The organism is Mycobacterium sp. NGS67 (assembly GCF_059812185.1).
This window is the reverse complement of the sequence record NZ_JCALCF010000008.1, coordinates 194514-208506: the sequence shown is the minus strand read 5'-3', so window position 1 is coordinate 208506 and position 13993 is coordinate 194514. Positions and strand designations below refer to the sequence as shown.

General features: G+C 63.4%; 14 protein-coding genes. 6 read left to right on the top strand and 8 right to left on the bottom strand.

All coding sequences use genetic code 11. From position 1 onward, the window contains the following. Window positions 1–5: 5 nt before the first annotated feature. The 6 genes from AC5Y4D_RS10205 to AC5Y4D_RS10180 all read right to left on the bottom strand — a co-directional run bounded on the left by AC5Y4D_RS10205 (window position 6) and on the right by AC5Y4D_RS10180 (window position 6629). Window positions 6–1124, bottom strand: coding sequence for an MCE family protein (locus AC5Y4D_RS10205; RefSeq protein ID WP_500037098.1), 1119 nt, complete (start codon window positions 1122–1124; stop codon window positions 6–8). After that, the gene (locus AC5Y4D_RS10200) at window positions 1124–2146 is read right to left on the bottom strand and encodes an MCE family protein (protein ID WP_500037097.1); all 1023 of its coding nucleotides are present in this window, start codon (window positions 2144–2146) and stop codon (window positions 1124–1126) included. Before AC5Y4D_RS10200 ends, AC5Y4D_RS10205 begins: the two co-directional genes overlap by 1 nt. Continuing rightward, entirely contained in the window at window positions 2143–3402 is a 1260-nt protein-coding gene (locus AC5Y4D_RS10195; RefSeq protein ID WP_499946403.1) for an MCE family protein, read from the bottom strand. The genes AC5Y4D_RS10200 and AC5Y4D_RS10195 overlap by 4 nt, the downstream gene beginning before the upstream one ends. A 22-nt stretch (window positions 3403–3424) precedes the next feature. Continuing rightward, on the bottom strand, window positions 3425–4270 hold the full coding sequence (locus tag AC5Y4D_RS10190) for an ABC transporter permease (protein ID WP_499946404.1): 846 nt from the start codon (window positions 4268–4270) through the stop codon (window positions 3425–3427). 12 nt (window positions 4271–4282) lie between these two features. Beyond that, complete coding sequence (locus AC5Y4D_RS10185; RefSeq protein WP_499946405.1) at window positions 4283–5092, bottom strand: MlaE family ABC transporter permease; 810 nt, start codon at window positions 5090–5092, stop codon at window positions 4283–4285. Between the two features lie 331 nt (window positions 5093–5423). After that, window positions 5424–6629 (bottom strand): CaiB/BaiF CoA transferase family protein, encoded by a 1206-nt coding sequence (locus AC5Y4D_RS10180; protein WP_500037096.1) that lies wholly within the window; start codon window positions 6627–6629, stop codon window positions 5424–5426. A gap of 457 nt (window positions 6630–7086) precedes the next feature. On the opposite strand from AC5Y4D_RS10180, the gene AC5Y4D_RS10175 reads away from it, so the two are divergent. The 6 genes from AC5Y4D_RS10175 (at window position 7087) to AC5Y4D_RS10150 (ending at window position 11652) form a co-directional block, all read left to right on the top strand. Further along, on the top strand, window positions 7087–7788 hold the full coding sequence (locus AC5Y4D_RS10175; RefSeq protein WP_499946407.1) for an SDR family NAD(P)-dependent oxidoreductase: 702 nt from the start codon (window positions 7087–7089) through the stop codon (window positions 7786–7788). 16 nt (window positions 7789–7804) lie between these two features. After that, window positions 7805–7999: a ferredoxin gene (locus tag AC5Y4D_RS10170; protein ID WP_499946408.1), complete on the top strand. Its 195-nt coding sequence runs from the start codon at window positions 7805–7807 to the stop codon at window positions 7997–7999. A gap of 20 nt (window positions 8000–8019) precedes the next feature. Next, a complete protein-coding gene (locus tag AC5Y4D_RS10165; protein WP_499946409.1) occupies window positions 8020–9399 on the top strand; it encodes a cytochrome P450 in 1380 nt (459 codons plus the stop codon). Between the two features lie 185 nt (window positions 9400–9584). Further along, a complete protein-coding gene (locus tag AC5Y4D_RS10160) occupies window positions 9585–9983 on the top strand; it encodes a hypothetical protein (protein ID WP_499946445.1) in 399 nt (132 codons plus the stop codon). Window positions 9984–10306: 323 nt separating this feature from the next. Next, on the top strand, window positions 10307–11026 hold the full coding sequence (locus tag AC5Y4D_RS10155) for an Rv1363c family protein (RefSeq protein WP_500037119.1): 720 nt from the start codon (window positions 10307–10309) through the stop codon (window positions 11024–11026). A 23-nt stretch (window positions 11027–11049) separates the two neighbouring features. Beyond that, window positions 11050–11652, top strand: coding sequence for a hypothetical protein (locus AC5Y4D_RS10150; protein WP_500037118.1), 603 nt, complete (start codon window positions 11050–11052; stop codon window positions 11650–11652). 120 nt (window positions 11653–11772) lie between these two features. Here AC5Y4D_RS10150 and AC5Y4D_RS10145 read toward each other — a convergent pair whose 3' ends face one another. Next, the gene (locus AC5Y4D_RS10145; RefSeq protein ID WP_500037095.1) at window positions 11773–12948 is read right to left on the bottom strand and encodes an acyl-CoA dehydrogenase family protein; all 1176 of its coding nucleotides are present in this window, start codon (window positions 12946–12948) and stop codon (window positions 11773–11775) included. After that, complete coding sequence (locus AC5Y4D_RS10140) at window positions 12932–13942, bottom strand: acyl-CoA dehydrogenase family protein (RefSeq protein WP_500037094.1); 1011 nt, start codon at window positions 13940–13942, stop codon at window positions 12932–12934. Before AC5Y4D_RS10140 ends, AC5Y4D_RS10145 begins: the two co-directional genes overlap by 17 nt. Between the last annotated feature and the right edge of the window lie 51 nt (window positions 13943–13993).

Sequence of the window (13993 nt, the reverse complement as noted above, 5' to 3'; positions counted from 1 at the left end):
CGACATCACTGCGATCCCCCGATCCTGCCGCCGAGGGTGCAGCCTGGGCACTCCGGAATGCTGTTGTACGGCCAGGGGAACAGCGACCGCGGAACCTGCGACGGGAAGCCGGGACCGCGATTGGTGTCGAAGTTGCGGAATCCCCAGAGGTAGTCAAGGAACGGTTGGAACAGTGGTGGCTGAAGGAGGTTCGGGACGAACGCCGAGTAGGCGTACATGCTGGAGATAGCCTCACCCACGGTGATCTGGAATTTGGCGAGACCCGGGAGCGCTTTGCTGATGTTGTCGCGGTTTTTTTCCAGCATGGCGGTCACCGAATTCAGCCTCTCCAGCGTCGGTGCCAATTTGCTCTCGTTTTCGTGTACCAACGCCGTGAGCTGTTTCGCCACCGCCGACGTGTTGGCCAGCAGGTCGACGATCTCCTGTCGGCGCGCCACCAATACTTGAAGCAGGTCGTCGGCATTGAGTATGAGCTTGTTGACCTGTTGGCTGCGTTCGGACAGGACCCCGGTGACGTCGCTGGCACTCTTGAACAGCTCACTGAGGTTCTTGTTGCGGCCGTTGAGGGTCCGCGATAACCGGGTGAGCGAGTCGAAGGCGGGTCCTAATTTGGGTGCAATCTGGTCGAGCGTCGCGGCCAGCGTGTCCAAAGACTGGTTCAGCGTTGCGGTACTGGTCTCGCTAGTGTTCGTGGTCAATTCGCTGACCGCTTCGGTCAACGAGTAAGGCGAGGAGGTGCGCGAAGCGGGGATGACAGCATTCGGATTCATCGTGCCGCCGCCGGCGGACTCCAACGCCAGCATCCGCGCGCCCAGCAGCGTGTCGGTGCGGATGTGCGCGGTGGTCTCCGACCCGAGCAGGATGTTGCCCTTTATCGCGAAGGTCACCAGGGCGTCGCCGTTGCGCAACGACACATCCGACACTGTGCCGACCTTGAGCCCGGACACCGTCACAGGGTTGCCCGCCGCGAGGCCGCCGGCCTCTGAGAACAACGCCTTATAGCGGACCGCCGTCGCCCACGAGGTCAACCGGTCCGGCGACAGGCCCACGAGGATGACCAGCACGATCAGGATCGCGCCGATGAATCCGGCCTTGATGAGCTCAGCTCCGCGATACTTGAGCATCAGGGTTCCGTGCACCTTCCAGCGTCTGACCTGAAGATCGGGGAAATCACCGTCTTGCCCTGCAGATCCGTGCCACGGAGTTCTAACTGGCAGAGGTAGTACGGGATGGTGGCGCCGGCTACTCCGAGTCGGACCAGTTTGCGATAGTTCTTCGGCGCCTTGGCGATTGCGGTGTCGAGGCGGTCCTTGTCGTCGTCGAGTATCGGCGCCAGCCGACTCAACTGGTCTATCGTGCCGGACAGCGATGGTCGCGCACTGCTCAGCAGATCGGCCAAGGAGGCGGTTCCGTTGTCCAAGGCGTCGATGGCGGCGCCGAGGGTCTCACGGTCATTCGACAGCCCGCTGACAAGCCGCTCCAGGCGATCGATTGCGCCGGAGAACTTGGTGCCGTCCCGGGAAATCGTGGCGACCACGGTGTTCAGGTTGTCGATCAGTTGCTGCACGGTGTCGTCGTTGTCGGCCAATGCGTTCGAGAACGATGTCGTCTTGGCGAACAGCGAGTCGAGGGTTCCGCCCTGACCCTGGAAGACCTGCAGCAACGCCGAAGTCAGCGTGTTGACGTCCTGCGCATTCAGACCCTGGATGACGGGCCTCAATCCGCCGAGCAGCAGGTCGAGGTCCAGAGCCGGCGCGGTGCGGTCGACCGGAATCTGTGCATCGGCCGCCAGACGTTTGGGCGCGCCTGGGCCGTCGATGAGCTCCAGGTAGCGATCGCCGACCAGATTGAGGTAGCGGACCGCCACCCTGGTGCCTTCGGTGAGGACGATGTCGCGGTCCGCGTCGAATTTCACCACGACTTTCTTGTCCGAGCGCAGCGAGATGTCGCTGACGGTGCCGACCCGGATCCCGGCGACCCGCACCGTCTGACCCACTTTGAGACGCGACACGTCGTTGAACACCGCCGAATAGCTGGTGGTCGAGCCGGTCTGGTACTGGCCGAAGATGAAGAACAGGAACGCGGTCAACACCGCCATCACGACCCCGAAGATCGCGAACTTGATCAATGTGGCGCGCGTTCTCATCCGGGCTGTCCGATCTGAATGGAGTTGCGCGGCGGTCCCACGATCGGCCCGTACAACAGCTGTTTGAGGAGATCGGAGTTGATCAGCAGCTGCTGGTTTCCGTACACCACCGGGTTGGCACCGATATCTGTAATCAGTTGTGGCGGTGGGCTATTGAACGGCAGCTGCGGTAGGCCCAGGCACCGCGGACCGCCGGTCGCCGCGACCTTGGGCAAGTTCACCGGGTATCGATAACGCTCGGCTCCCCAGGTGAGGCTGGCCGTGATGTTGATGCTCGGCTCCGACAACGGCGGACCGTGTGCAATCCGGATGAGCCCGCCGAGGCCGCAGGTGAGCGCCTCGTGGTACTCGTTGGTCAGATCGGTCGTCGGCACCAACAGGTGCATCACATTCGTCAGCGGCTGACGGTTCGTCGACAAGACTTCGTTGCCGATGTCGGCAAGGCCGATCGCGCTGATCAGTAATGCATCCAGGTTGTGCTGCTCCTCGACGATCGACTGACTGATCCGGTTCGTGTTGGCCACGGTTCTCACCAGCTCTGGCGCCGCATCGGCGTAGGCGTTGGACACCACCGGCAGCACCGCGAGGTCATGATTCAACGCGGGAAGGCTCGGCTCGAGCTTGGCCAGAAACGAATCCAGGTCCACCAACGATTGGCCGAGTTGTGCGCCCCGCCCACTGAATGCTTTGGCCAGCGCGCCCAGGGACTCGTTGAGCTTTGCCGGGTCGATCTGGTCCAGCACCGAAACCAGTTGCTGGAATACGGTGTTGATCTCGACCATGACGTGCTGGCCCGTCAGCCTCTGGCCGGCATGTAGCCGCTGGGCCGAAGGCTCGGCGGGTTCTATCAGTTGGACGGACTTGGCGCCGAACACCGTCGACGAGGCGATGTCGACGAGCACGTTGGCGGGAATGTATTTCAACGATGACGGGAACATCGCCAAGTGGAGCGCGGCCTTGCCGTCTGGCAGCGCCTCTATCGAGTCGACTTTGCCTACCGGTACGCCACGCAAAGTGACCCGCGCGTCCGGGTTCATCACCAGGCCGGCGCGTTGCGACACCACTGTCACGGGTACCGATTCGGTGAGTCCCCCCTGGAACAGCGTTACAGCGAAGGTGATTATCCCGAGAATCAACAAGATGGTGGCAACGCCGAGTAACGGGCGGACATAGTTGCGCGGCTTCGGCCGGCCTGAACTGTGCGACCTGCCGCGCGCGCTCGGCGCGCCGCGACCCGACGGCGTCTTTGTGGTCACTCCTTCACCTCCCCACCATTCGCTATCCAGACAGATTGAAGTTGCCGTTGGAGCCGTAGACCGACAGTGAAACCAGCAGCGTCACCGATACCACGACGATCAGCGAGGTGCGGACCGCGTTGCCGGTTGCGGTACCCACACCGGATGGTCCGCCCGATGCGAAAAACCCGTAGTAGGTGTGGATCAACAGGATGGTCAGCGCCATCAGGGTGGCCTGTAAGAACGACCACAACAAGTCGTACGGGTTCAGGAAAGTGTCGAAGTAATGGCTGTACAAGCCCGCTGACTGGCCGAGCAGAAACACGGTGGTGAACTGGCTGGCGACAAATGACAGCGCCACCGCAATGGCATACAGCGGCGTGATCGCCATCATGCCGGCCAGGATTCTGGTGCTCACCAGGTACGCGACGGGTCGGATGGCCATGGCTTCCAACGCATCGACCTCTTCGTTGATGCGCATGGCGCCCAGCTGGGCGGTCACCCCGGCGCCGAACGTTGCCGCCAGGCCGATTCCCGCGACCACCGGCGCAGCGATACGCACGTTGATGAATGCGGACAGAAAGCCGGTCAGCGCCTCGATGCCGATGTTGCCCAGCGAGCTGTACCCCTGGACGGCCAGCGTGCCACCGGTCGCCAGCGTCAGGAACCCGACGATCACGACAGTTCCGCCGATCATCGCCAGAGTTCCTGCGCCCATACTGATCTCGGCGATCAGACGGATCACTTCGCTTCGATAATGAGTGGCCGCAAAGGGAATGGCACCAAGCGCCTTGCCGTAGAACGCAGTGTGGTCGCCGAGACGCCCCATCAACGCAACCGGCTTGTCCAGTTGCTTTGACAGTCGCGGATATACGGCCCTCAGCGTCACCCTGGTGTGCCCCTACTTCCCTGACACCTTGATGCCTATGGCGGTGACGACGACGTTCACGACGAACAGGGACATGAACGCGTATACGACGGTTTCGTTGACGGCGTTGCCGACCGCCTTGGCGCCTCCGCCGCTTATCGACAACCCTCGATAACAAGCCACGGCACCCGCGATCAGGCCGAAAAGCGCTGCCTTGACGCAAGAAATGATGACTTCGGGTACCCCGGTCAACAGCGTGATGCCCGCGGCGAAAGCGCCGGGATTGACGTCTTGGACGAAGACCGAAAAGATGTAACCCCCGACGACGCCGATGATGACCACCAGACTGTTCAGCAGCAACGCGACCAGCCCTGAGGCCAGCATCCGTGGTGTCACCAACCGTTGCACCGGGTTGATGCCCAATACCTCCATCGCGTCTATTTCCTCGCGGATGGTCCGAGAACCCAGGTCCGCGCACATCGCCGTGGCGCCCGCGCCGGCAACGATCAGCACCGTGACCATCGGCCCCACTTGCGTGACGGCACCGAAAGCCGCACCGGCACCGGACAGGTCCGCGGCCCCCAATTCGCGCAACAGGATGTTCAGGATGAAGCTGACCAGGACGGTGAACGGAATAGCCACCAGCAACGTCGGAAGCAGCGATACGCGGGCCACGAACCAAGACTGTTCGATGAACTCGCGGCCCTGGAAGGGCCGACGGAACAGAAACCTGACCGCGTCGCGTGTCATCGCGAACAACGCTCCGACCGCCTGCATCGGCCCAGCCAGACTGCTGGGCAACGACACGCCAGGCGACCACCGATCGGTGCCCCCACTCGCCATCGGCGTCACCCCCCGTCGGCTTCGTGAGTCCTAGACATCTCGCAACCCCTGAGCGAAATGCTTGGCGAATTGCGGTATCTCAGCTTCCAGCTGGCATTCCTACTCACGCCAGTCCTCCGTTCTGTCGCGTGAGTTGGCGCTTCCGGCCACGTTGGCCTCCCGGGCCTCAATGTCTCGGAGCGTTTGGCGATTATGACTCATATCACGCCCGGTGGGAATGGAAAACGAAGAACCGTTATTTGAGAACGTTGGTCTCGAAACCAGGTGCAAGTCAGGCAAGAAATCGGCAGAGGGACTGAGCATCTCGGGCATCGCGACTTGCATCTACTTCTCAGGTAACCGCACCAGCGGTCTTGAGTTCGATGATCCGATCCCAGTCGAGTCCGAGTTCCAACAAGATCTCATCGGTCTGCTCGGCAAATCCAGGTGCCGGACCGGTCTGCGGTGCGGTGACGTCGAACTGCACCGGGTTGGCCACGAGCTCGAGTTCGCCTGCGCGCACGATGTATTCGTTCGCCCGGATCTGCGCATCTTCGGCGGCTTGCAGTGTGTCCTGCACCGGCGCCCAGGGACCCGCGAGCGTCGCGAAGCGTTCGCTCCACTCGGCAAGGGTGCGTGTTGCAATGACTTTGGTCAAGATCTCGACGGCTTCTGCTGTATTCGCAGCAATCTTTTCAGCATCAGCAAATCGCGGGTCGTCTGCCAGTTCCGGGCGGTCGATGTGCTGGCACACGTCGGCCCAGAACTTGCCGGGCTGCATCATCACCAGGGAGATATAGCGGTTGTCGGCGGTCGGATACACCCCCACCAGAGGATTGACCGGCGAGCCGTGGATGCCGGGCGGCGGCGACATCATCAGTTGCCCTAGATGATTCGTCAACGCCACGGTGTGCCCCAGCGACCACAGCCCACTGCCCAGCAGCGATACATCGACGACGGACGGTTCGCCGGTGCGCTCGCGTTTCAGCAGTGCCGCGGCGATGCCACCGGCGAGGTTGGTGCCCGAGATGGTGTCGCCGTAGGCGGGCCCGGGCGGATTGATCATGCCGTCGTAGCCCATCGGGGTGATCGTCGCGGCGGTCCCGGCCCGGCACCAGAAAGCGGTCATGTCATAGCCGCCCTTGACGGCCTCCGCGCCGCGCGGGCCGAGCGCACTACCGCGGGCATAGACGATGGTCGGGTTGACCGCGCGAATGTCCTCCACGTCGATGCCGAACTTCTGCCGGTGCTCGGGCAGGAAGCTGGTCAGAAACACGTCGGAGCGGCGGGCGAGCTCATAGAGCACTTCCCTGCCTTCGGGCACCGACATATCCAGCCCGATGCTGCGCTTACCGCGATTCGCGTGCTCGATGTTGGGGTTGGGGTCGCCCTCGACCCGCAGCATTCCGGTCTGGCGCAGGCCGCGCTGCGGATCCCCGGTGATCGCGTGCTCGACTTTGACCACTTCGGCGCCCCACTCGGCGAGCACCGCGCCGGCCGATGGCACGAAGCCGTACATGGCTACTTCGAGCACCCGCATGCCTTCGAGCGGTCTCATGCCGCCGCTGCTTCCAGGGAAGGCATCGCGGGACCGAAGCCGGGGTCTGCAGCCAGAAACGCCGACCCGCCCGCAAGGAGTAGACCGCCGGTCAACCTCCCCGCCCTGGTGCCCTTCGCCGTGGACCGCGCTGACATGGTGAGCCCCTCGGGTGTCGACCTCGCCGCTTCCGACGTGGTGCCGGTCACGATAATTTCATTCTCATCCCCGGCGAATCTTACATTCGGTGTGCCAGAACTCAAGAAAGAATCGAGACGCGATTGACCTGCAGAACAGCTGAGCGGTCGCCCAAAGGTACTCTCGACACCTGTCTAGTCGCTGGTTGGCTAGGGTATTCCGATCCACTTGCAGGCGCCGTTGACCCGAGAGTACGATTCTCATAATTGCAAGGGAGATTCTTTGTGACTGAGACGGCAGCGCGCCAAGGGCTTCTGAAGTTGCTGCGCGAGGATGCCCGGTGAAGACCGCGGTGGTGACGGGCGGCGGGTCCGGTATCGGATTGGCCGTCGTCAAACGCCTGCGCGCCGACGGCCTGAACGTCGCGGCAATCGATCTCAAACCGTCCGAGGATGACTTGGGCTTTACCGCCGACGTCACCGACCGCTCGCAGGTGGACGAGGCGCTGTCGGCGATCCGCGACCGACTCGGCCCGGTGACGATCCTGGTCAACGCCGCCGGCCTGGACGGATTCAAGCGCTTTACCAATATCACCTTCGAGGATTGGCAGAAGGTGATCAACGTCAACCTCCATGGCGTGTTCCACACCATCCAGGCGGTATTGCCGGACATGGTGGAAGCCGGATGGGGACGCATCGTCAACATCTCGTCGTCGAGCACCCATTCGGGCACTCCCTATATGTCGCACTACGTGGCGGCGAAGTCCGCCGTCAACGGCCTCACCAAGTCATTGGCACTCGAGTACGGCCCGAGCGGCATCACAGTCAACGCGGTGCCACCGGGCTTCATCGACACGCCGATGCTGCGCAGCGCCGAGGCGAACGGGTTCCTGGGCGACATCGAGCAGAACATCGCCAGGACGCCAGTACGCCGTATCGGCAAGCCGGAAGACATCGCCTCGGCATGTGCCTTTCTGATCTCCGAGGAGGCCGGTTACATCACTGGCCAGATCCTGGGAGTCAACGGCGGTCGGAACACCTGAGCAAGGAGGAGAAGCGATGAAAGTTCGGGTCGATTCCGAACGCTGCCAGGGTCACACGTTGTGCTCGATGATCGCGCCGGACTCGTTTGAACTCAGCGACCTCGACGGCAGCGCGTCGGCAGTCAGCGAAGAGGTACCCGAGGATCAGCTGGACCAGGTACGAGAAGCCGCCCAGTCCTGCCCGGAGCAGGCCATCATCCTGACCGACTAAAGGCTAAGGGAGACAGCGCTTTGAGTGTGGATGACAATGTTGATGAGTTAGTTACCACCGACGGTGCCCGCAAGAAGAACCGATATCACTTCGATCGGCACTCGCCGGAATACCGGTCGCAATTCAAGTCGATCACCGAGGAAATGCACGCCAAGTGCCCCATGGCATGGACCGACACCTACGGCGGGCACTGGGTCGCCGCCGGCAGCAACGAGGTATTCGAACTCGCCCGCTGCCCGGCGGTCTCCAACGACCACGACATCCATGGCGAACGGCGTGGCTACAAGGGCATTTCTATTCCGACCGCCAGTCGCGTGAGCGCTGTCCGGGGCGGCATCCTGGAAATGGACGACCCCGAACACCGCACTTACCGGACCGTATTGAACCCATATCTGTCCCCGGCAGCGGTCAAGCGCTGGGTACCCTTCGTCGACGACGTCACCCGCGCCTGCCTGGATGAGAAGATCGAGTCCGGCCACATCGATTTCGTCGACGATCTGGCCAACATCGTGCCCGCGGTCCTGACACTGGCGATGCTGGGAATCCCGCTCGAGAAGTGGAAGATGTACAGCGAGCCGGTGCACGCCGCCGTCTACACCCCGGAGCACTCCCCCGACATCGAACGCGTCACCGCGATGCATCGGGAGATGGGGCTCGACATGGTCAACAACATGCTCGAGATCCGCGAGAATCCGCGCCCCGGCATCGTCAACGGACTGCTGCAGATGCGGATCGACGACGAGCCGGCACCGGATCTGGAGATCCTCGGCAACCTGGGCCTGGTTATCGGCGGCGGCTTCGACACCACGACGGCGTTGACCGCCCACTCGCTGGAATGGCTTTCGGAGCACCCTGACGAGCGAAAACGCCTGCACGACAACCTCGATACTCTGCTCGACCCAGCGACCGAGGAGTTCCTGCGCTTTTTCACCCCCGCCCCCGGCGACGGCCGGACATTTTCCGACGATGTCGAAGTCAACGGGCACGAGTTCAAAGAAGGCGAGCGACTGTGGATCTCGTGGGCCATGGCCAATCGCGACCCGTCGGTCTTCGCCGAACCGGACACGGTCGTACTGGACCGTAAAGGCAACCGACACTTCAGCTTCGGTATCGGGGTGCACCGCTGCGTCGGATCCAACGTGGCGCGTACCGTCTTCAAGTCGATGCTGACCGCGGTCTTACACCGGATGCCGGACTACCGCTGTGATCCCGACGGGGCAGTCCACTACGAAAGCATCGGGGTCATCCAAGGCATGCGCCACCTGCCGGCCACCTTCACCCCTGGCCGCAAGGTCGGCGCCGGCCTGGAGGAGACACTGGATAAGCTGCAACGTATTTGCGAAGAGCAGGAATTGGCCCGCCCGGTCACCGAGCGCAAAGAAGCCGCGGTCATCGTTTGAGCTGCCTCACCCTCCGACATCTCGCTGTCCACCTGGAAGCGGGTCCGTTGACGAGCGCGATTTTTCGGAGTAGGCGTGGGCAGCGTGACCGCGCTCTATATTCAGTCCGAGCGCGTGCACTACGGATCGGAGACGCATCGGTGAAGACTTTCGCAGTAACCCACGCGCTTGCCCTGCTGATCGCCATGGCCGCAGTGACTCTTACGCCGACCGCTCACGCGGACATGCTGGTCGGCACCTACATGGCGAACACGGACCGGGATCGCGGCCACAACTGGCTTTGGGCGGTCCGGCCGTGCATCAGTCGCGCACCGGGATGCCTGACCATCGGCGGAATACCACAACCCAACGGGCAAGCGGCGTGGTACCAGGCAGATGCTCACCTGTCCAACGGCCGCTACACCATGGCGGTCGATGTGCCGGATGGTGTGCGCTGCGTGGTCCAGTTCCTTCCGTCGCATGATGTCTATTCGTGGGATGAAGCTACCTTGAGCGGTGAGCTGGTCACCACCTACGACACCGGCTGCGGGGGCAGCCCGGGGGGCACAGACACTTATCCGTTCACGCTGGTGCGATGGGGGTAGCCGCGAACGCCATACCCTGCGGGAACCGATTCCCGTGCTGAAGCCGGGTAGACGCACATGCCAGCCCGATCGCCTCTCGATGGGCGCTCTTTCGACCGCGAATGTGCAGAAATGCCAATAACAGTGATACCGGAGTTCAGTCGATGCCGAAGGTGAAGCTCGGGAAGCTCGAGGGTGAAGCGAAGCCACCCCCGGAAGATTCGGCCACATCGAAGGCCGATGCGATGGCGTTGCTCGAGGAAGCCGAGGCAGAGGCCGCCGAAGCCGAAGCGTTAGCCGCCGCCGCTCGTGCGCGTGCCCGCGCCGCCCGGCTACGGCGCGAAATGCTGGCGAGCGACGAGACGGCCGAAGCCGAAACCACCCAAGCCGAGGCCGGCACCGCCGAAGCCGAGGTCGAGACTACCGACGCCGAGGTCGAGACTACCGACGCCGAGTTGGAAGCCGAGGCCATCGAAGCCGACCGGGACGCGAAAGATGGAGAAGAGTCCGATCCGGAGGGCGACGAGGCGCTCGAAGCTGCGGAGCCGGCATCGCGGCGGGCTCGGCTGGCACGCCGGTTGCCTTCGCTGTCAACGGTTTTCAGAGTGATCGCGATCATCCTCAGCTGCGCATTCGTCGGCGCCAGCGGTTACATCCTTTGGTACGAACATGACGCCGCCACGCGACAGCAGCGGGCGGCGAACTTCGTCGCCGGAGCGAAGCAGGGCGTCGTCAACATGACCTCCTTGGACTTCAATCACGCCAAAGAAGACGTCCAGCGCTTGCTCGACAGCTCCACCGGCGAGTTCAAAGACGACTTTCAGCAGCGTGCAAAGGATTTCGTGTCGGTGGTCGAGCAGTCCAAAGTGGTCACCCAGGGCACCATAAACGCAACGGCCGTCGAATCCATGGAAGAGCATTCCGCATCGGTATTGGTCGCGGCGACATCGCGAATCACCAACGCCGCGGGCGCCAAGGACGAACCACGCGTGTGGCGGCTCCGGGTGACCGTGACCGAAGAAGGCGGACAGTTCAAAATGTCGAAGTTGGAGTTCGTCGCGTGACCAGTGAAGACCGCGAAAGTCGTCTGACCCCCGAAAGCACCGACACCGCAGAGGTTGTCGACGGCGATGCGGAGGCAACCGAAGATGAGGTCGCCGTCGAATCAAAAAAGCGCGAACAACGTGACCGGGCGCCGAGGCTGCGCAAGGTCAACGTCGTCACCGTGGCCGTGGTTTTGCTTCTGCTGACATCCGCCGGCGTGGCGACATGGTTGTATTTCGCGCGCTATCAGCCGAACCGACAGACCGACCGTAGCGTCGCCCAGACCGTCGTGACCGCGGCATCAGAGGGAACAGTTGCGCTGCTCTCCTACTCACCCGAGTCGCTGGACAAAGACTTTGCCAATGCCAAGTTGCACCTCTCCGGGGATTTCCTGTCTTACTACAACCAATTCACCGAGCAGATCGTGGCTCCGGCGGCGAAAGAAAAGTCGCTGAAAACTACCGCCCATGTGGTCCGGGCCGCCGTGTCGGAGTTGCACCCGGATTCAGCGGTGGTCCTGGTGTACGTCGACCAGAGCACCACGAGCAAGGACAGGCCCGATCCGTCGATGACGGCCAGCAGCGTGTTGGTGAGCTTGATCCGGGTCAATGGCAGCTGGCTGATCACCAAGTTCGACCCGGTCTAGCCTCGCGATCACCCGCGAGCAGACGCAAAAGCCCCCATTTCGTGCCGAAATGAGGGGCTTTTGCGTCTGCTCGCGGGAGGTGCCCCTGCTCGCGGGAGGTGCCCCTGCTCGCGGGAGCTCCTAACCTCTTGGGAGGCCGAGCACCCGCTGGGCGATTATGTTGCGCTGAATCTCCGAGGTGCCCCCGGCGATGGTGCCGGAGAAGCTGCGCGCGTAGCGCTCGAACCAACTCGCGAAATAGTGGTCGAGGTTCATCGGCGCGTACGGCCCGGTCAACCCAGGATGAACGAGCCCGTCGCCGCCCGCGGCCGCCAACGCATACTCGGAGATCCGCAATTCGGCTTCGGAGCCAAGGAGTTTCAGCACCGAGATCGCCGACGTGTCGTCCTCACCGCGCGACGCGCGGGCCAGCGCGACCGAGCCCAGCAACCGCAGCGCCTGCTTGTCCATGATCGTGGACGCGTACTGGTCGCGGTCCAGTGCCGACGTGGGCCGGAAGTCGGTGAGCATGTTGTCCATCCGGTCGGCGAAACCCAGCCACATCATCGTGCGTTCGTGCCCGAGCGAACCGTTGGCCACCCGCCAGCCCTGGTTGAGCTCCCCGACCAGGTTTTCCGCGGGCACGTGCGCGTCGGTGAAGAACACCTCGTTGAAGTCCAGGTCGTCGGCGGCGCAGACCGACGGGAAAGGCCGGCACACCACGCCCTCGGTGTCGGTGGGGATCACCAAGGCGCTGATGCCCTTGTGTTTTGGCGCGTCGGGGTCGGTGCGGACGAATGTCAGCAGGACGTCGGCGTCGTGCGCGCCGGACGTCCACACCTTTTGCCCGTTGACCACGAAGTGGTCACCGTCGCGCACCGCGCGGGTGCGCAGCGATGCCAGGTCCGAACCCGCGCTCGGCTCGCTCATGCCCAGTGACGCGGTGATCTCCGCGCGCAGGATCGGCACCGCCCAGCGCTGCTTCTGTTCCTCGTTGCCGAACGAAATCAGCGATGCCGCAACGATATTCACGCCCTGGGGGTTCAGACTGTGGTAGATGCGGCGCCGGCACAACTCCTCGAGGTACACGTACTGCTGCAGCACGCTCGCATTGCGTCCACCGAACTCCGGAGGTTGGGTGGGCAGCAGCCAACCGTTGTCGAACAGCAGCCGTTGCCACCGCCGCGCCCAGCCCGGCATGTGTGACACCGAGCGCGGCCGCTCCACGGTTTCGCTTGCGTCCGGCAGGTTTTCGTCCAGGAACGCCGAGAACTCCGCGCGGAACTGCTCGACGTCGGAATCAAAAGTCAGCTGCACGGTACTCCTCGGCGATCTGGGCCCGATGCTCCGCCGCGCCACCGAGCATCAGTTCTCCCGCCTTGGCCCGCTTGAGCGCGAACTGCACGTCGTTCTCCCAGGTGAAACCCATTGCGCCGTGCAGTTGTAAGCCGTGCCGGAACACCAGCGACTGGCACTCACCGGCCGACGCCTTGGCCATCGCTGCGGCCAACCGCCGCCGCGGGTCGTCGGCGGAGATGGTCAGCGCGGCGAAGTAGGACAGTGCCCGGGCCCGCTGCACCGCGACGTGCATGTCGGCCGCCTTGTGCTGCACGGCCTGGAACGAGCCGATGGGAACTCCGAACTGATGGCGGCTGCGGACATGCTCGAGCACCATGTCCAGGATGCGTTGGCAGGCACCGACCATCGTGATGGCCATTCCGGTCAGCGCGACGTGACGCGCGCGCTCGGCGTCGACGGCCAGACGGTCGCTGTCGGGGACCTGGACCTCGTGGAAGGACAGGTCCGCCACATGCAGGACGGGATCGAACACCGACTCGCGCCGCGCCACAAGCTGATTGGCATCGGTGAGGAACACCCCTGCCTCGGTCACCACCGCAACCCGGTCGACCCGGTCGCCGTCCAGCACGTGCCGTGCGGTGCCGTCCAGCACCCAGCCGTCGGCATCGCGGCGCACGGAAACCCCGCTGTACACCGCCGTTCCGGATTCATTCGGGTCGAAGCGGTCCCCCGCCAGCGGCGCGAACTGACTCATGGTCGCCAGGAACGGGGTCGGGTCGGTGGCGTGGCCGAGCTCTTCGACCACGATGGCCAGCTCGACCGCGCTGTCCTGCTCGTTCAGCTCGGTCCAGCCGAGTTCCCGGTACAGCTTCCACAACGGTCCCCAGATGGGCTCGGTGTCGGCATCCTCTTCCGCCACGCTGCGCACCAGCGACGGCGGACATTGCTTGGTGACGACATCGCGCACCGTGTCCTGCCACAGCCGCTGATCAGCATCGAACTCCAAGAGCATCGCGGGGCGCCTCCCGTCCGGATTGTCTCGCGAGAATAACATTCTCTTTGA

What these genes read in the sequence shown, in the direction of transcription:
- AC5Y4D_RS10170 (WP_499946408.1), top strand. Translation starts at nt 7,805, where the DNA reads ATGAAAGTTCGGGTCGATTCCGAACGCTGCCAGGGTCACACGTTGTGC.
- AC5Y4D_RS10160 (WP_499946445.1), top strand. Translation starts at nt 9,585, where the DNA reads ATGGCCGCAGTGACTCTTACGCCGACCGCTCACGCGGACATGCTGGTC.
- AC5Y4D_RS10180 (WP_500037096.1), bottom strand. Translation starts at nt 6,629, where the DNA reads ATGAGACCGCTCGAAGGCATGCGGGTGCTCGAAGTAGCCATGTACGGC.
- AC5Y4D_RS10155 (WP_500037119.1), top strand. Translation starts at nt 10,307, where the DNA reads ATGCTGGCGAGCGACGAGACGGCCGAAGCCGAAACCACCCAAGCCGAG.
- AC5Y4D_RS10185 (WP_499946405.1), bottom strand. Translation starts at nt 5,092, where the DNA reads ATGGCGAGTGGGGGCACCGATCGGTGGTCGCCTGGCGTGTCGTTGCCC.
- AC5Y4D_RS10140 (WP_500037094.1), bottom strand. Translation starts at nt 13,942, where the DNA reads ATGCTCTTGGAGTTCGATGCTGATCAGCGGCTGTGGCAGGACACGGTG.
- AC5Y4D_RS10200 (WP_500037097.1), bottom strand. Translation starts at nt 2,146, where the DNA reads ATGAGAACGCGCGCCACATTGATCAAGTTCGCGATCTTCGGGGTCGTG.
- AC5Y4D_RS10205 (WP_500037098.1), bottom strand. Translation starts at nt 1,124, where the DNA reads ATGCTCAAGTATCGCGGAGCTGAGCTCATCAAGGCCGGATTCATCGGC.